Genomic DNA, 16,119 nt, shown 5'->3' with positions numbered 1-16,119 from the left:
ATCCAACGTATTTTTCTTATTTGAAAATCAAGGATTGTGCGAAATCGCAAAGGTGAGTTTCTGTGGGAAGGGAAGAATAGGGAACACCGTTTTAAAATTCAAACTATGAACCAATTTTATAATTAATGAAGGCTCTCGAATTCGTTTTGAGGTATACTACTTGTCATTCAACTATATCTGTTCCAAGAGATGTATGAAACAAAAGATTCTAATTGAACTTTTACTCAACCCATGTAGATTAATTCAATAAGGGCAACAGTACAGATTTATCCAATTTTAAATCCATCTGTAAATCAGGAAGATTGTCAAAATCAAAAATCGGAAAAGGGGTAACCTCTACAACCTTTGCACGACGTAATGTTTCAATCCATAACAAAATGTGCCATGATAAGAAAATCTGATTGAATTCCCTTTCGTCCAATTCCTCTTTCGGCAATCCCTTTAAAAAACGGTAGGTGGAATATAAAGTATCAAAAAGCTCACACATGAAGGCTTGATCTAAGTTGGCATTCCTTGGATTGGTCTTGTCAAAAAGATCCTTTAATAGAGGGTCTGGCAATACATCCGACGTAGTATCCAAGGATATGACCATTATGGAAACCGTTCGAGAAATGATACCTTCCGGATCATCATCGAAATCTAAATACAATCCTCCTTCTTCTTGCATATACAGCCCAAGGTAAGGTTTTGGATTAGAACCATAAAGGGTTTCACGGTATCAATCTGGTTTTTAGCATTGTTGACCCCCGATCCTTACGAAATTTTACTTTTTAATCGTAATTTTGGGCATACATCAAACAATGTAGCTTTTGGATTGTTAAATATCTCCCCCTATAGACACTCAAGAGCTACATTTTTTTAAATCATATCTTAAGAATTTAACCAAATAAGTGGGGTTGTCATCAAAAACTTTGGAGGTTTTGAAAGAATTAAAGCAGGTTTCCTATGTCAAGGCGACCACATGTATATTATATGGTAGCGACGAGGCGTTGACATTATACCACGAATCCCTGAATGCATTGCTTGAATCGGATTGTATGGATTTCGATGTCGTCACCTTTGAAACACAGTTAGGCAAAAAACCGGAATTTATCATTGACATTTTTGAAATTGAAGGTTATCGCATAATAAACCGAACCATACGAAATCGGTTACATGACAATCTCTGCAAAAAAGTTAAAAAGCAGATTATTGAACCGAGACAACAAAAATGGCTGGAAGAACAAGAGGACAGAAATTTTCTTTAAAACCTCTTAAAATGTCTTTGATAGGTTGTCGAGCTTAAGGTAATTCATTATTTAGATCAAGAATGGGCCTTTTTTCAATTACGCTAACTCTTTGGTCATTGGGCATACTAAAAATTTATGAACTCTTGAAGAACACGAGAGATCTGTGTTCGTTTTGTATTTTATTTTAGTGATTATTATTTTCCTTTCATCCTGTCGATCAAACCTTGTATGTAACCATCAAGGCTGAATGAAGCCTCTACCAAATGTCAATTACAAAATCTCGTTCACGTGAAAATTCAAATTGTACTTGGCGATTCAAGATCTAGCTAGAAACCACACCGGATAGGGAAAAGTTTTAATGGATATTCCCCTTGCACGTTTTCCCATTTTTAGTTCCATCTTCATTATTTCTCGACTGTTAGACTTGTAATGCCCTCTATTTTATAGCATTTACTTATCTAAATTACACCAAACTTATTATTGACGGTCAAGAAATGTAAAATCAGAGAAATAAGCTTTTGCACTTAAGCCTTACTTTTTCAACAGCGGCTACAATATCATTTAAGTCCAGGATTCTCCATGGATCACAAGGGTATTGTTGTAGGAGTTATACCCTCTGTGACAAGATCCACCTATAAATGGGCTTAACGAGGGGTTCATTGCCAAATCGGTATAGGAACAAATATCCTTGTCTTTGAAAAAATCATCCAAAAATTCATCATAGTGCTCAAATCGGTTCCTGATTTTTCTACTTTTCAAAACACTTTCAGAGCCGATTTCCAGAAGTTGCCTAAGTTGTTCACCCCTTTCTCTATATTTCTTTGTTGGCCATAGAATTTTAGAGATATTGCCAGATGATATCAAAATGGATTGAATATCCGACCAAACAGAGATTTTATCAAATCTATCCACAGAACCTTTCAATCGCCGATAAGAGTTTGATACAAGTTCAGCTTGGAAAATCAATTCAGTTAAAAAAGCGCCTTCTCTAATCAGTTTCATCGTTTCATTGGACTTTAATTTTCGTTGATCACATCAACTAACCTGTACTGTTCATAGTCCGTTTTTATGTCGATGGTCCTGAATGGCCTGAAATCTTTTAGTCTGGTTGTTTGATTTGGCCCGGGAACTTCCACATAACATTTTATATTGGAAAGAGCTTGTTCTATGTGAGCCTTTAGATCATGTGGGGATTGGCCTTTGAATTTCTCCAGGTCGATTACTATTTTATTTTCCATGTTGGGATTATTTACTTGAACTTTTAAAAAATCTTTTCAATTATTCGCTTGTTGAACACAAGGCACGTCGTCCCGGGCCGGAGTCAATCCCCTAAGAAAGCCCTGATGGACGGTACCATTTATATCCGTGACCGTAATCGGCCAGCAATCAAGGTCAGGTCCATTCTCATAGTCTGTAAAAATTTTCAGGACACGTCTGAATTCTTCTTCCGACACACAAAGGATAGTAGACTCTTGCTCGCACACCGTTTCAATGAATACGGCAAATTTTTGGTGCTTGGGTTCTTCGGCCTCCTTACTGCACGAAGATAATAGCATTGTTACCACTATAAAGACCAATTTTAAGTTTTTGATCATAAAAATCTTTTAGTAGAATCCTTTTTAAACTCCTTATTATACAATGTCCTGATTTTCATCATTCCCAAAGATTTTCTTAAAAAACTACTCCAATCTAGCAACTTTTTATAAAATACACATCATAAGGATATGAGAAGTATCCTAGTGTTTTTTTGTGTTTTGCTGATCATGGAATCTTGTTCAAGTGAAAATGATCTAAATATGAAAATTGCATTGTCCGAAGATTTTCCCTTAAGGTTTGAACTCGAACAAATAACCTATGGACTCTCTGGAGAAGTTCTGGATAAAGCTTTAATAGGGAGAAATGAGGCATTGGTATTCAATTCAAGTACCCAATTTTCCAAAATAATTGTACAAAATGGAGACACCCAAAAAATGGAAGGCTACTTTACTGTCGATGATGACCAAAAAGTACCGATCATTACCTTAGAATATAAAAATGAAAACGTGTTCATTCAGAGCTGTTCCAACAAGAGTGTGGAAAAAGCAATTCTAAGATCAAATAATATTCTTATAATATCAGCGCTCGCATGTGATGGAGCTGAATTGGTTTACAGTCTCAAAGAATAATCATTGCATTTTAAAAAAGCCAGGGTTCTTCCTCTTCATATGTTCCCCACCCGTAACAACAGGACATTTCTCTCTAGGAACTCGAGCCTATGGGAAACTTCAAAATCGTCGAACCGTTCCAATACCTTCCTCATGACCACAAGTACCATGGGAAGATTGTCAACCACCATCTCATCAATCGAGAATTCTCATCCAGCAGGTACTGTAGCTTGAAATTTTTCTCGTTGAGATAGTCCACAAGGCTGGGCCGATACCTCCGAATTGATGAAGTCCACCTTAATCTGTTGGGTTACATTTAGGAAATCAATGTTATAATCGAATCCCTGTTCTTTGCGTCGCCCTTTTTTCTTCTCCATCATCTTTATCTTATTTTCCGAATACTCTCGTACTCTTGCCAAGTCTTTTTACCAGCATTATCCAATGAGAGGAATTCGTCCTTAGTAAGGTCCAGAGGGGAGATATGGGCTTCTCTGCATAGATTCCATAATATATTGTGCAGCCTTGTGCTCACCCCTTCGGGAATCTTTTGGGCCCATTCACCCAGCTCCTTTGTGCCCCAAGGGACAAGTAACCTGAAGGCGGGATCGGAAATCACCTTGCTTACCTTTTCCTCAATAAAAGGATTGGTGCTCATTGGTTCCTTGCTACTGAAAAAAGCGGTGGCCATGAATTTGACGGGAGACTTCACAGCGGTGATTCGGATATCGATAAGCCCATAGACCTCCCCTTCTACACTCCAAAGCTGGCCTCTCCGGATTTGAGGGTATGTGGTGATTTTCTTTTTCAATCTTGTGTGTTGCTTTTCCCCCATTTTTTTGGTCAAGGACTCAGAAATCAGTCGATAATCCATCAAGGCCTTATAAAGTCCTTTGCTGTTGAATAATAGAACCCTGCTTGATTAGCTAAAGCAAGATACGAATCGTTTTTACTAAGAGAATCAAACAGAGGCAGATAATCTTTAAGAGCCTTTAGGTTTAATTTACCCATATCCCTGACATTATCAACCAGAAAATTGTTCAATCCAGCGGTGTGGGTCAAAAGTTGATACGCTGTTACAGAATCATGTACTGTCGTGTTGGGATAACCTGCAAGTACTTACCTACTGGAGTATCCAAGTCCAGTAGACCTTTGTCAACCAATTGAAGAGCTGCTTCAGCAGTCATTGCTTTTGTTATTGATGCTATGCTGAAAAGTGTATTGATTTTATTTCCAACTTCATATTCAATACTAGAATAGCCATACGCCTTTTCAAAAAGAACACTGTCCCTTTCTGCTAAAAGTACTACATCTGAAAACTCTGGATAGGTAATGTTATTCAAATAATCGATAATACTTTCCTTATTCTCATTGCTGGCCTGCGAACATGCAATTTTGCCCGACAATATAAAACAGATAAGGAAAAAATATTTTTTTTTGCATATCTTTTATTTGAACATATATTTCTATTGTATAATCACACCTTTATTCTTCTCATTAGGCTCCAACAGGTCCCATAAATTGCCATAAAGATCTTGAAACACGGCCACAACCCCATAAGACTCCTCTTTAGGAGGCCTTACAAATGTTACTCCCCGATTGACCAGTTTGTCATAATCTCTATTGAAATCATCTGTAAAAAGGAAAAATCCCACCCGACCTCCTGTTTGGCTTCCTATAATGGCCAATTGTTTTTCGTTGGCAGCTTTGGCGAGTAGCAAGCAGGATTCTTTCGCCCCTTTTGGCGCAATAATCACCCACCTCTTGGTTTCGTCAATTTTAGTGTCTTCAAGAAGTATGAAATCCAGTTTATTTGTATAAAAGTGGATAGCTTCATCATAGTCCTTTACAACCAAGGCAATATGTGCAATTCTATTGTACATTGAAAAATCCTTTAATTGAATTATGGATAAATCATGTTCATTCCTCTAGCAGTTCAAATTTTGAAAGGGCTTCATTGAATTCTTCAACCTCTTTTTCCAGAATTTCATTATCCTGATTGGATTCGACAATTTCCAATATTCTTTTGTACCCTTCAATGGCCCTTAATAATCCTTCCACATTATCATATTGCATATCAAGCGTCAGGCTACCGATATACATCAATTTGTCTTGGTATTTGGATTTTAGGAAACCAAACAATTCCCTGGCCTTGGTCGTTTCACCGATTTTATAATACCCATCCAAATAAGGCTCAACAAAAACATAGTGGCCATAAAATTCAACTGGTACTTTTTCCATGATCAATTCAACAATGTTCCGCGCCTTGTCAATTTTACCTTCTTGGATGAGTTGTTCGGTCAAGCGGCCAACTGTGCTTCTCACTATGACCCCAAAGTGTTTTCTTGTTTCGGGATCATGATAAATTTCAGGGCTTCCTGAATTGCCCCATTCCCAATCCATGACCTTCTGATACATCAATTCCGTATCTATGCGTCCCAATTCAATTGAATTGTTATTGGGAGTTTTGATGGGAATCAACTTATAGGCCAGTCCCTCCAACTGAAGGTAGTCCTTCATCCAAATATATTCAGCGTCATCATAGCTGCCCCCAGAAAAATAAATGGGCCGTTGCCAATCATTGTTAGCCAAAATGTCCAGCATCATTATCCGGTTTTTAGTAAGTCCTGTCTCTGGTAGATCAATGTCAATATAATCCACGATAAGGTCTGCATCCTCTGCTTTGACCAATCCCGAACTTAGAACATTCTCCTTATTGACAGGGATCCGAATTTTATTCGTGGGATAATAAACAAGTTCTTTGGCGTAATCGGAATATTGACTTAAATCGGCCCCATTGCTCTCAAACAAATATCCAAGTTTGGTCCTTGGGTGGTCACTGGCAATCCAGTTCATAAAGTCCTTTATTTCCCATCTTTTATCCTTTAGACCTTGAATAGGTCTGTAGTAAACCACATCTCTGGCACCGTAATGGTACCTGTTATGTGTCATTTGGGATGGAATGGCATCACTTTCATATGCTTTACGCTTCATCTGATCGATATACCAGTCAGTTGATAGGTATCCTGAGACCACAACCCTTACATCTGTTCTATAATTCTCGATATCCTGTGCATACCACAAGGGGAAAGTATCGATATCCCCTATGGTGAAAAGTATACCGCCAGCATTTTCCTGCACGGAATCCAAATATGCCTTAGCGGCCGCTCTTGCGGTAAATTTATTGGATCGGTCATGATCGTCCCAATTTTGAAAGGCCATCAACACAGGCGCACAGGCCAAACAAATGACCGCCAATCCACGGGAAACGATTCGGTAACGCCCTAGGCTTTTTACCATTTCATATAAGCTATATACACCCATTCCAATCCACAAGGAGAACACATAAAAAGATCCCACCAAAGAATAATCACGCTCTCTGGGCTGAAAAATGGTCGGGTTGGTATAAAACTGAATCGCCAATCCCGTAAACAAGAAGAACACAAAAAAGACCCAAAACTGTTTTGGGTTCTTGGATAGCTGAAACACCAAGCCCAATAACCCTAAAATCAAAGGAAGGAAGTAATAGGTGTTTCGCGCCTTGTTCCTCAGGTCATCCTGTGGCAGATATTTTTGATTTCCCAATCGGGCTTCGTCCAAAAACTGTATGCCACTGAGCCATTCGCCATTGCCATCATAACGCCCCTGTAAGTCATTTTGTCTACCTGTAAAATTCCACATCAGGTATCTGAAATACATATATCCAAACTGATAGGACAACATATACTCCAAATTTTGCCAAAGAGTGGGTGGATGAACGGTAATATATTCATCAAGTGTCTCCAAAGCACGGACATAATCAGAAGCGTCCAAATCTCCGTTCTGGAAACCTGTTTTAATTTGCGCAATGATCTGGGCAATTTCCTTGTTTCCTTTAAACTTTGGTTTTACCTCAAAATCCAAGGGGCCGAAATAAGCGATATAGTTGTCTGCGTGTTGATCGCTCCAGAGCCTTGGAAGCAATCCCACATGTCTTTTATCTGGCTTCTGGTTTGCATCCTTGTATTTGTTTACGACCACGTACCTCCCCAATGCCTCATCCTTTTCATATTTGGGTTTGTCATCCATCGGTTCGCCAAAATCTCCAAACCTATTGCTGTAATAGGCCCCGTAAAAGGGACTTTCCGCACTCGGGTATTGTTCCCTGTTGTAATAGGCCAAAAGCGCGCGTGCATCGGAGGGGTCATTTTCATTGATGACCACATGCGAATTGGCTCGAATGGGCATCATCAACCAAGTGGAAAAACCCATAAAAAGGAATGCCAAGGCCAATATGGAAGTGTTTGCATTTATAAAACCCTTGTTTTTGGTATATCTCAGCCCTACCCAAAATAATGTTACAAGGAACAGACCCATTAAAATAGTCCCCGAATTGAAGGGAAGTCCAAAGTTGTTTACAAAAAAGACCTCGCTCCAGCCAAAAAGTTTAAGAACATAGGTCAATGAAAACTTAAAAATCAACAACAGGATACCGATAGCGACGATATTGGCCACAATAAACTTCTTTGGTGACATACTCTTGTGTTTTTTGAAAAAGTACATCAATACAATTGCCGGTATCGCCAAGAACCCCATAAACTGTACGCCAAAGGTCAGGCCTATTATAAAAGTAATCAATAACAGCCATCGAATCCCCCTTGGTTTATCAAGGTCATCTGTCCAACGTATTCCGAGATAAATGAGTGAAGCCATGATCAAACTGGCCATGGCATAGACCTCGGTTTCAACTGCATTGAACCAAAAACTATCCGAAAACGTATAAGTCAGGCTTCCCACTAGGCCGCTGGTAATTACCATAAAAGCTTTGTTGTCGGTAAAGGCCCCATCTTTTGCAACCAATTTTTTGGTAAGGTTGGTAATTGTCCAAAAAAGAAAAAGAATGGTAAAAGCCGATGAGAGAACGGACATGTAGTTTACCATTTTGGCCACTTGGTCAGCTTCTAGGGCAAATTGGGCAAAAAACGCCCCTATCATCTGGAACAAAGGTGCTCCCGGAGGATGGGCAATCTGCAATTTGGCTGATGAAGCGATATATTCACCGGAATCCCAAAAGCTTACTGTGGGCTCAACCGTTAAGGAATATACCAATAGACTGAGAAGGAACACTCCCCAACCCATAAGAATGTTCCATTTGTTATAATTAATGGTCATAGATTAATTGTTAGATAATTCCCTTACAAGGTATTAATTAATCACTTAGCACCAGAGTAATATTAGTTTAGCAGAAAACCAAACCTAGTTTTTAGGGTATCTATACAGGGGTTGTAAATCCTTCTTTCCAAAAGTCCCACCGAAAAAAAGTCGATTCATCGTTTGTTTGGACTTTTGGCCGTTGTTATGCTTCTGCTTCCCAATCCTCAATATAATCATCCAATTCCATTAAGGAAAAATTGACTCTTTCGATATAGAATTTTTTTGAGTCATACTTTCCCTTATAGGCAACGTTCTTTTCTTGAACCCACTGCTTCAAATGTTTATGCTCCAGATGTTTCGAATTGTCCATTATTCTTAAAAAATCATAGAACCCAGATAGACCGCCTACATCCTCTGGGGGACAGTTCAGTTCCCCATGGCAGCAAATGGGGAAGGGAATCCTTAAATCATCAATTACCATTTCTAATGTTATCGCATGTTGCCAGAAATCACCAAAATCATAGAGGTATGAAAATGTTTGCTCCTTGTCATTCAGTACATCCCCGATTTTAAGATTTCGTGCGCTGATTACTTCATTTGGGCCATGGTATCCATCCTCCTCGTATTGTTGGCCAATACGATATGTATCCGATTCAAATTCAAAAAGGTGATAGTTCTCCCATCCCATGACTATCTGAATGATGTGATGTAGCCTATAAAACGTAATATTGGAGTCCACTAGGAACTCGCGCCAAATTTTCGGATTGCTTCCCTGCAATTCTATTCGAAATTTAAAGACTTTACTCAATTCTTAATCTTATAATAACTTTAAGTAAAAGATTGGCAATACAGTAGGCCCTAAAAATAATCCACGGCCAGATTTAGAATTTTACCCCTTCGCCCAAATGAATCAACGCATCCCTATTGGATCGCAGCATGGCTGCTCCCATCAAATCATTATTATAGTCATCGATGTATTCATTATATTTGCTTTTCGCCATGATTAAGGCTTCTTCTGACCCCTTACCCAAATATATTTGTTTGATTGCATAATTGGCACACTCAACAAAGGGTAGCCTGTTGAAATCCCAAACAATGAATTTGTCCTTATAACCAATATAACTAAGACAACCCTTTTCAACCAGTTTAGAACCCAATAGTTTTCCTGTATCACAGGAACAGGTATAGAATAGGGAATTTTCAAAACTGTCGGCATTATCCTCATCGATATATGAGGTTCCATTTGATACCAATTGTGCATCCGACCCGTGCGAATACGCTAAAAAAGTGAATGAGTTTAAATTCTCTGTAATTACTTTGACATAAACATGGTTTATTTGACTGTCCACTAATTTATCTATGGTTATTTGCTTTTGCTCGAAGAAATTTATCAGATCCGCCCCACAATCCTTGAAAAAGCTTCCCAGTTCAGTATCCTCTTCATCAATGGCTAAAATTATATCATTCATTCAGATTTTCTTTGTTCCTTATAATTAGGTCAATGGTCAATTCATTGAACTTTTTAGTAAATTCTTTACCAACTTCACTTTGTTGCCTAATTTCCCTTAAAATATCATTTAACGAATAGGAAGAGCCATCAGATGTAATGTATACAGGTTTGTCCTTATCCTCATTTTTATCAATTATCCAATCTTCAATGACATTATCAATACTAAACTCTAAAAACTTTACGGCCTTATCAATTATTTGGATGGCCTCTTCAATAGTTGCTGTCTTGCTAATAAAGCCAAAGGCATGATTATTGATGAAGTCTGAGAACTTTTCTTTGTTTTCGTCTATGGCGCTCCACAATATAACGGGAATCAGTTTGGACATGCCGGTTATTTCTTCAAGTGCCTTATGCCCATCTATTTGATCTTCCGGAAAATTAATATCCAATAGGACTATAATATTTTTTTGAAGATTTTCTTTTATAAAAACCAAACCATCCTTTGGTGTCAAAAAAAAATGGACATTTCCCTTTCCAAATCTGTCCTCAAGGGACCATATTAAAGAGTCCTCTTGCATTTTTTGATTATCATCAATAACAACAATATTGATATCCATAATTATTTATTTTTCAAAAGGTAATACTATTTCAAATGTGGCCCCATTTGGTTTGAATTCATTTTCAACTACTTCAATACTTCCATTCATAGCTTCAATCCTAGTTTTCACCATATATAATCCAATTCCTGCTCCACCTTCCTCAGCGGTTCTGGTGAAAAAAATATCAAAAATTCTATATTTATCCTCCTCGAGAATACCTATACCGTTGTCTGAGAAGTACAAGGTTAATTTGTCATTACTAACGACACCGCTACATTTTATTTTTTTGTTTGACACCCCTCTTAAGGCTTTGATTGAATTTGATATTAAATTGTCAAAAATGTCCTCCAATGCCTTTCTGTTATATCGCAATTCCAATTTTTTGTCAATTTCAACGCTAGTTTCAATTCCTTCTCTTTTGAATAATTCAGAATATATGTTCCCAAATAGATTTTGAAGTAACTCCTGTACATTTATATCCTCAATATTATCATCAGACTGTGCATATTTTAACATAAAATCAATTCCTTGCCTTAGAGTGTTCATTTCACCAAAAATCCTTTTTGAAATTGATTTGAACCTATCCACTAATTTATCATTAGGAAAATGGTTTTTGAAATATTCAGCATCCCTTATAATATGTCCTATCGTATGCTTGGTCATATGCGAAAACATTGAGGCATAAGTCTGTAGTGAAACCAAACTGAAAAAGAGACTTTCCTTCTGCTTTGAATCTTGTTCTAACTTTGCATAATCCTTAATACTTTTATTTACGGTTCCCTGCAATTTGTTCAGGTCAGCCTCAACAGTTCTTAGTTGCTTTTTAATTTCAGGAGATGCGCTCTTTGTTATCGCCGATAAGTTTTTTTTAATTGACTTTAACCCGCTATCAGCTTTGGTTAAATCAGACTTTGTTGTTTCCCGGACATGCTCTCTTTCATACTTCAAACATTTTTCAATTTGCTCAATCTGCTCAATCACAAAGAGTTTTAACTCCTTCCATTCTTCATTGTTCAAAAAATCCTGACGATTGGTCGTTTCAATTAAGTTTGGGTTTTCTTCATCCGATAATTCAATAAAACCCAACAAATCCCTACTATTGATTTTGTCGAAAAAACCTGAATACCTACGCTTGTCTATTCCTAAAATATCTTTTTGTTTCAATTGATTCGCTTCATGTTCAGCAAAAGGCGTAGTAATGATTCCATCCCTATAAATTTTAATCCCATCAATATCCAAATTGAACTCTCTCTTAAATTTTCTCTTGGCCGTCTGGTCAAAATAGTAAAGGGTAAAATCAACCAATCCGAATTTCCTTCTCGGAACATTTGTCTTTTTTAGCTCACCCTTGTCATGTATTACAATCTCTTGAAGCTTTTGTTGTTTGTCGAAAGATAATTTTATGGATTTTGTTGCATAATCAATTATAGACAAAGGTTTAATAGTGACATTCTGATAATTGGGGAAAGGAGAATGGATTCTTATGCTAAAGGGATATTTGGTAAGTTTGGCATTGGGCGAAACTAACTTTGACAGTTCTTTGGTTGCTCGGCTGATGTCATACTCTGTCCAATCATTATTTACCTTCTCTATTTTTAAAATAGTCCCCTGTTCATCCTTTTCGCCATCTTCAAACCAATAACGATTTTTGATATCCGTAAAAAACTCCTTTTCTTCTTCAAAAGGAATCGTCAATTGTTCAGCCTCCAGCCTTTGATACACTGACCAATCGGTCTCCAGGTATATCCATTGGTCGCTTCCTTTTTTTTTAGTCTTTAGAGTTAGTTTCGACCCCAACAAATCGACGGCAAACCTCCCAATTCCTTTTTTACCTACAACCTTTCTATTGTATGGCTCAGGGGATGTTCTTTCTCTTCTTTTACTACTGGTTCCTATTACCATCCAACGATTCTTCAAATCGTTAAAAGTCATCCCTAGCCCATCATCCTTAATTATGATTTTTGAATCTTCGGATTTGGGGTTGGGGTCAATAAAACTAATTGAAACTACATTGGAATTTGCATCGTAAGAGTTTTTGACTATTTCGAAAAGAGCGGTTATCCTATCCGTTATCAGCTCTCTACCAAGTAATCGATAAGCACTAACATCAAAATTGAACTTTATGTAATCATCTTGGTTTTTGTTGCCCATTCCTTTTGTTCGTTAAGTGTACAATCTGTTCAAAAATAGCCTTTGCCAATAGGGGAGGAACAGCGTTCCCTATTTGTTGCTGAATATGCATTAGACTACCTTCAAACTTGAAACTATCAGGAAAACTCTGTAACCGTGCTGCTTCCCTGACAGACAACCCTCTATCCTGATAAGGATGTATTAACATATTTTTTCTATAATTGGCAATGACAACCGATGGTTTATTATCATCCAGCCTTTTATAAATTCCACTATGACATTTGGTTAAATCTTTATAGTTGGCCATCAAATCCTTTGGAATGGCCTTCCAATTCTTTCCTTTGGGAATGTGCTTATACCTTTCTATTACATAATCTTTATTCCGAGATACATAATTTTGGGTTGCAACATTGCACCCTTTTCTCATTTGTTTTGCATATTCACTTTTCCTGCCCCGTTTATAGGGCAATTGGTCATAGTTATCACCATTCTTTAAAGCTGGCAAGTCATTTATCGCTTGTTTTACCGTAACTCTTCTTTTTTCTTTTTTTGGAAAAACAAAATCTATATCGAGTATATTGCCTACCATGAAAAATCGGTTCCTATTTTGTGGAACTCCATAATCTGAAGCTGTCAGGACTGAATATGAGATTTTATATCCCAACTTCTCAAGTTTTCTTTTGAGCTTTCTTAAAATGTCACCTTCTTGGAACGAAACAAAGCCTTCAACGTTCTCAAAAACAAACCATTTAGGTCTCGCCTCACGAACAAACCGAACAAACTCCTTGAACAAGGAATTATTTTCATTTTTCAAATTTCTGGTTTTGGTATTTGATATAGAGAAACCCTGACAAGGTGGCCCTCCAAAAAGCACAAATGTGTCCTTGAACTTTTCAGGCACCGAAACTTTTTTAATATCATTACATACCACCTCTGCTCCTGGGTGATTACCTCTAAATGTTTCGGCAGCATCCTTATTGTTCTCAACTGCAAATTGAATTTTTATGCCGGCCAATTCAGCTCCGGCACTCATTCCACCAGCCCCACTAAATATATCAATAGCTCCCTTCATAAATCCTCGTTTTTAGACATTAATTCCCTAGCCTCAACTTTTAAATGAGCGGCAATTTTGAAGAGAGTTTCTAAATTAGGCTGTGCATCATTTGTGCACCATCTAGAAACAGTAGTCTCCGAATACTCCAAATCGATGGCCAATTTTTTATTGGACATGTTTTTTTCTGCCAGAACCACTTTAATTCTATTGTAATTCTTTTTAACCAAGACTTAAATATTCTTACATAAATCTATAAAGGTACAATTTTTCATATTCATTTTTCCAACCATCTTCGCAGCTATGGATTAAGCTGTTTTACCCTAACTTTGACATTACCAAATCTTTTCACAACTCTAATTAAGCCCGGAATATATTAAGTCAACACAACTGCACATCTTCATAAATGCGCTTAATCGAAACCTCCGCTTTGTACTCTTGAAAGTATATAGATGACCCGCTGACCAAATGTTCTAATGCGGCCCTATATCTAGCCTTTCCATGGCCATTGTCCTCATAATACTTGCATGGATCTTTGGGGTGAATTTCTGTCGGGGTCGTAAATGCTTTGATATTTCGGTTCATATATTCAAACCGTAGTGAAGCCCTTCTATGAATATTCTCAAGGGTAAGTTCGCTTGGATATTCAGGCAAGTCATAGTAGAGGTCTTCCAATATGACAATAAATGCCCTTCTACGGGATAGTTTGGGTTTTCTTGTGGCCTTTTCCAAATCATACCGTAGGTCTTGAACAATTCTTTCAGCCAATCTGACTTGGGATAGGGTGTATTTATTGCCCCCTATCAAGGGTTTCTCCTCCATTCCCAATTTATGGAGATGTCTGAGCAATGCATCCGAACCTATCATAGATTTGGCCCTTCCTTGCCCTTTTGTCTTGATATTTCCTTTTGGATTACACTTTCCAATATCTCGGACAGATTCTTTATTCTAGCCGAAAGCCTCATCATATTTTCCTGCACATAGGAACCAACAAGCAGAAATTCAGCCATGTTTGTCTTTTCTGGCATTAACATTCCCTTGGCCATAGTTAGTAGGAACAGTTTTTCTTGGGAATCCAAGCTCCCTTCCTTTTTATCCAAATTTTTTCCTATTCTTTTTAGACAATCCTCCACCTTCGAAATCTTTTCAACTTTGTCCCATTTGACATCACTAAAAAAATAATATGCCATATAAGCCAAGGCGAAACGGCCATATTCCCATTTTCGAAAAGTAGTAACAGGATCCAGAAGTTCCATTTCCACAAAATCCAATAACCTTTCATTGGAAAGAATTTTCTCAATGTTGTGTTCCATTTGGAGTAGCTGTTGGAACTCGGCTTCTGATCCTTGGTCCAAATTGTTCAATAGGTGTCCAGCGAATGTTTGGGACACTTGAAACAACGGGAGCTTTTTCTCTATGAGGGTATTTAAAAAACGTTGGCGTTTTTCCTCCACCAATTCATCATAGTGGAGGCCATAAGCGAATAAGATAACCACAAGTGAGTTCAGCTGCTCTTTGGACAGGACTGTTTTTAAGGTGTTGGAGTCTTTGCCCTCAAGCTCATTTAACGTGTCCCGAAAAGACTTTTCGCCAATAGGCTTATCAAAATTCAATATGTCATAAATAATTTCTGCCATATGAATACTTTAGTGCGGTTCCATGCATAAAACTGTCGTCTTCAAACCAAATCCAAAACCACAATTGTTCCTTCCCGATTTGGAATTTTTTAATTGGTTGGCAGATTTATCTTAATCCTCTACGGAAAGGTAAATATGTTTACATCAAATCGACCAACCCCTTGTTTCGTTCAAACTGTTCTCAAAATACATAATACTTGGCCCAAAAATTAGTGTTGGATATTATTTTTTCAAACAAAGACAATCGATTTAGCGGTAAAAGACCCATGTTGACCATTTTGTCGTCAAGAATTCACAGCATGGTCATTGATTGCTTTTTGGGCAGAGGGGATGCCCTAACTGCAAAAAACGGGCATAGTATACCACCTGCGGCGGATTAAACTGAGCCACCCGCGGCGGACCAAAGTGAGCATAGTGGGGCGGATGAAAGTGAGCCACTAAAAAGATCGATTCTATTTGAGTGTTGCGATGGTTTCTTTTGTAAAAAAGACCATGGCGAACAAACAGATAGATATGCGAAAGGCAAAAAGGATTTACAAATTGTACGGCGAGGGGGCCAGCAAGCGACGGATCAGCAAGGAACTTGGCATCTCCCGCAACACGGTGGCCAAGTACATCGAGTTCTTCAAGTGCTACAGGCTGACGCCCTACGAGGTCTCGGAGATGACCCTGGAGGAGATCCACAGGCTCTTCAAGGCGGACCAAAAGCCCAAGAGCGAACAGCTGAGGACCTTAGAGCGGTACTTCCC

General features: G+C 38.0%; 19 protein-coding genes. 3 read left to right on the top strand and 16 right to left on the bottom strand.

The genetic code is table 11. From position 1 onward, the window contains the following. Window positions 1-238: 238 nt before the first annotated feature. The gene (locus tag EO132_RS11820; protein ID WP_127138058.1) at window positions 239-667 is read right to left on the bottom strand and encodes a hypothetical protein; all 429 of its coding nucleotides are present in this window, start codon (window positions 665-667) and stop codon (window positions 239-241) included. A 253-nt stretch (window positions 668-920) separates the two neighbouring features. Here EO132_RS11820 and EO132_RS11815 point away from each other — a divergent pair, with 253 nt between their 5' ends. After that, entirely contained in the window at window positions 921-1,247 is a 327-nt protein-coding gene (locus tag EO132_RS11815; RefSeq protein ID WP_127138057.1) for a hypothetical protein, read from the top strand. Between the two features lie 543 nt (window positions 1,248-1,790). Here EO132_RS11815 and EO132_RS11810 read toward each other — a convergent pair. Genes EO132_RS11810 through EO132_RS11800 form a run of 3 tightly spaced genes read right to left on the bottom strand, consistent with a single transcriptional unit; the run spans window position 1,791 to window position 2,824 of the window. Next, complete coding sequence (locus EO132_RS11810) at window positions 1,791-2,231, bottom strand: hypothetical protein (RefSeq protein ID WP_127138056.1); 441 nt, start codon at window positions 2,229-2,231, stop codon at window positions 1,791-1,793. 14 nt (window positions 2,232-2,245) lie between these two features. Further along, on the bottom strand, window positions 2,246-2,467 hold the full coding sequence (locus tag EO132_RS11805) for a hypothetical protein (protein ID WP_127138055.1): 222 nt from the start codon (window positions 2,465-2,467) through the stop codon (window positions 2,246-2,248). 36 nt (window positions 2,468-2,503) lie between these two features. Then, a complete protein-coding gene (locus EO132_RS11800; protein ID WP_127138054.1) occupies window positions 2,504-2,824 on the bottom strand; it encodes a hypothetical protein in 321 nt (106 codons plus the stop codon). A 201-nt stretch (window positions 2,825-3,025) separates the two neighbouring features. Here EO132_RS11800 and EO132_RS11795 point away from each other — a divergent pair, with 201 nt between their 5' ends. Next, window positions 3,026-3,394 carry a hypothetical protein gene (locus tag EO132_RS11795; protein WP_127138053.1) on the top strand — a complete coding sequence of 123 codons (369 nt, stop codon included), beginning with the start codon at window positions 3,026-3,028 and terminating at the stop codon, window positions 3,392-3,394. Window positions 3,395-3,755: 361 nt separating this feature from the next. Here EO132_RS11795 and EO132_RS11790 read toward each other — a convergent pair whose 3' ends face one another. The 12 genes from EO132_RS11790 to EO132_RS11735 form a co-directional block, all read right to left on the bottom strand. Then, the gene (locus tag EO132_RS11790; protein WP_127138052.1) at window positions 3,756-4,181 is read right to left on the bottom strand and encodes a hypothetical protein; all 426 of its coding nucleotides are present in this window, start codon (window positions 4,179-4,181) and stop codon (window positions 3,756-3,758) included. A 265-nt stretch (window positions 4,182-4,446) separates the two neighbouring features. Then, window positions 4,447-4,776: a serine hydrolase domain-containing protein gene (locus EO132_RS11785; protein ID WP_205780360.1), complete on the bottom strand. Its 330-nt coding sequence runs from the start codon at window positions 4,774-4,776 to the stop codon at window positions 4,447-4,449. 60 nt (window positions 4,777-4,836) lie between these two features. Next, complete coding sequence (locus tag EO132_RS11780; RefSeq protein WP_127138050.1) at window positions 4,837-5,253, bottom strand: VOC family protein; 417 nt, start codon at window positions 5,251-5,253, stop codon at window positions 4,837-4,839. Window positions 5,254-5,290: 37 nt separating this feature from the next. Next, complete coding sequence (locus tag EO132_RS11775) at window positions 5,291-8,521, bottom strand: DUF2723 domain-containing protein (protein WP_127138049.1); 3,231 nt, start codon at window positions 8,519-8,521, stop codon at window positions 5,291-5,293. 184 nt (window positions 8,522-8,705) lie between these two features. Next, window positions 8,706-9,311: a plasmid pRiA4b ORF-3 family protein gene (locus EO132_RS11770; protein WP_127138048.1), complete on the bottom strand. Its 606-nt coding sequence runs from the start codon at window positions 9,309-9,311 to the stop codon at window positions 8,706-8,708. A gap of 73 nt (window positions 9,312-9,384) precedes the next feature. After that, window positions 9,385-9,972: a hypothetical protein gene (locus tag EO132_RS11765; protein ID WP_127138047.1), complete on the bottom strand. Its 588-nt coding sequence runs from the start codon at window positions 9,970-9,972 to the stop codon at window positions 9,385-9,387. Continuing rightward, window positions 9,965-10,570 (bottom strand): response regulator, encoded by a 606-nt coding sequence (locus tag EO132_RS11760; protein ID WP_127138046.1) that lies wholly within the window; start codon window positions 10,568-10,570, stop codon window positions 9,965-9,967. The genes EO132_RS11765 and EO132_RS11760 overlap by 8 nt, the downstream gene beginning before the upstream one ends. A gap of 6 nt (window positions 10,571-10,576) precedes the next feature. Then, the gene (locus EO132_RS11755) at window positions 10,577-12,703 is read right to left on the bottom strand and encodes a sensor histidine kinase (protein WP_127138045.1); all 2,127 of its coding nucleotides are present in this window, start codon (window positions 12,701-12,703) and stop codon (window positions 10,577-10,579) included. Then, on the bottom strand, window positions 12,681-13,754 hold the full coding sequence (locus tag EO132_RS11750) for a DNA cytosine methyltransferase (protein WP_127138044.1): 1,074 nt from the start codon (window positions 13,752-13,754) through the stop codon (window positions 12,681-12,683). The genes EO132_RS11755 and EO132_RS11750 overlap by 23 nt, the downstream gene beginning before the upstream one ends. Beyond that, complete coding sequence (locus tag EO132_RS11745) at window positions 13,751-13,933, bottom strand: helix-turn-helix transcriptional regulator (RefSeq protein WP_313781231.1); 183 nt, start codon at window positions 13,931-13,933, stop codon at window positions 13,751-13,753. Before EO132_RS11745 ends, EO132_RS11750 begins: the two co-directional genes overlap by 4 nt. A 181-nt stretch (window positions 13,934-14,114) precedes the next feature. Then, window positions 14,115-14,600: a hypothetical protein gene (locus EO132_RS11740; protein ID WP_127138042.1), complete on the bottom strand. Its 486-nt coding sequence runs from the start codon at window positions 14,598-14,600 to the stop codon at window positions 14,115-14,117. Beyond that, window positions 14,597-15,370 (bottom strand): hypothetical protein, encoded by a 774-nt coding sequence (locus EO132_RS11735; protein WP_127138041.1) that lies wholly within the window; start codon window positions 15,368-15,370, stop codon window positions 14,597-14,599. Before EO132_RS11735 ends, EO132_RS11740 begins: the two co-directional genes overlap by 4 nt. Window positions 15,371-15,862: 492 nt before the next feature. Here EO132_RS11735 and EO132_RS11730 point away from each other — a divergent pair. Then, window positions 15,863-16,119: helix-turn-helix domain-containing protein (locus EO132_RS11730; RefSeq protein WP_164732267.1), on the top strand; the 257-nt coding region annotated here is incomplete at its 3' end.

Origin of the sequence: Flagellimonas oceanensis (genome assembly GCF_003992595.1) — a bacterium.
Taxonomy (GTDB): Bacteria; Bacteroidota; Bacteroidia; order Flavobacteriales; family Flavobacteriaceae; genus Flagellimonas; species Flagellimonas oceanensis.
This window is presented reverse-complemented; position numbering and strand designations above follow the sequence as displayed.

Excerpts from the sequence above, each read along its gene's own strand:
- EO132_RS11760 (WP_127138046.1), bottom strand. The coding sequence starts at position 10,570 with ATGGATATCAATATTGTTGTTATTGATGATAATCAAAAAATGCAAGAG.
- EO132_RS11805 (WP_127138055.1), bottom strand. The coding sequence starts at position 2,467 with ATGGAAAATAAAATAGTAATCGACCTGGAGAAATTCAAAGGCCAATCC.
- EO132_RS11765 (WP_127138047.1), bottom strand. The coding sequence starts at position 9,972 with ATGAATGATATAATTTTAGCCATTGATGAAGAGGATACTGAACTGGGA.
- EO132_RS11750 (WP_127138044.1), bottom strand. The coding sequence starts at position 13,754 with ATGAAGGGAGCTATTGATATATTTAGTGGGGCTGGTGGAATGAGTGCC.
- EO132_RS11800 (WP_127138054.1), bottom strand. The coding sequence starts at position 2,824 with ATGATCAAAAACTTAAAATTGGTCTTTATAGTGGTAACAATGCTATTA.
- EO132_RS11795 (WP_127138053.1), top strand. The coding sequence starts at position 3,026 with ATGAAAATTGCATTGTCCGAAGATTTTCCCTTAAGGTTTGAACTCGAA.
- EO132_RS11775 (WP_127138049.1), bottom strand. The coding sequence starts at position 8,521 with ATGACCATTAATTATAACAAATGGAACATTCTTATGGGTTGGGGAGTG.
- EO132_RS11810 (WP_127138056.1), bottom strand. The coding sequence starts at position 2,231 with ATGAAACTGATTAGAGAAGGCGCTTTTTTAACTGAATTGATTTTCCAA.
- EO132_RS11780 (WP_127138050.1), bottom strand. The coding sequence starts at position 5,253 with ATGTACAATAGAATTGCACATATTGCCTTGGTTGTAAAGGACTATGAT.
- EO132_RS11740 (WP_127138042.1), bottom strand. The coding sequence starts at position 14,600 with ATGATAGGTTCGGATGCATTGCTCAGACATCTCCATAAATTGGGAATG.
- EO132_RS11820 (WP_127138058.1), bottom strand. The coding sequence starts at position 667 with ATGCAAGAAGAAGGAGGATTGTATTTAGATTTCGATGATGATCCGGAA.
- EO132_RS11755 (WP_127138045.1), bottom strand. The coding sequence starts at position 12,703 with ATGGGCAACAAAAACCAAGATGATTACATAAAGTTCAATTTTGATGTT.
- EO132_RS11735 (WP_127138041.1), bottom strand. The coding sequence starts at position 15,370 with ATGGCAGAAATTATTTATGACATATTGAATTTTGATAAGCCTATTGGC.